A 558-nucleotide genomic window follows, 5' to 3' on the forward strand; every position below is an offset into this window, starting at 1 on the left:
ATGTTCTGGATCTGTGGGTGGCCGCATGGCGAAAGCGCCATGCGGTGGGAGAAGTCATCATCGTGCGTTATGCCGACGATTTCGTTCTCGGTTTCCAAGAGGAGATCGATGCAAAATGCTGCCTCGGAGCACTCAAGGAACGGTTTGCCAAGTTTCACTTGGAACTGCACCCCGAGAAGACGCGTCTGCTTGAGTTCGGTCGCTTTGCGGCTGAACGACGATCAAAACGCGGCGAAGGTCCTCCTGAGACATTCGATTTTCTGGGATTCACGCACATCAGCGGGAAAACCAGCAAGGGCGATTTCACCATCCGCCGCATCTCGGCGTTAAAGAAGCTCAAAGGCAAGCTCATCGAACTGAAAGACAAGCTGAAACGAATGGTTCACTGGGATCTGGCGGAAGTCGGCTCCTGGTTGTCGAGTGTCTACAAGGGGTGGTGCAACTACCACGCAATTCCCTTGAACTCGACCCGCTTGTTTCAGTTCCGTACTGCGATCCAGCAAATCTGGTTATGCGTGCTACGGCGCAGGTCGCAGCGCGCCCGCCGGATGACCTGGG

General features: G+C 55.4%; 1 protein-coding gene. It reads left to right on the top strand.

What is annotated here, in order from left to right:
- Nucleotides 1-558, top strand: a 558-nt coding sequence (locus tag OSO_RS0100180; protein ID WP_010581598.1) for a reverse transcriptase domain-containing protein, incomplete at both ends; no start/stop codon positions are given.

The organism is Schlesneria paludicola DSM 18645, assembly GCF_000255655.1.
GTDB classification, from domain to species: domain Bacteria; phylum Planctomycetota; class Planctomycetia; order Planctomycetales; family Planctomycetaceae; genus Schlesneria; species Schlesneria paludicola.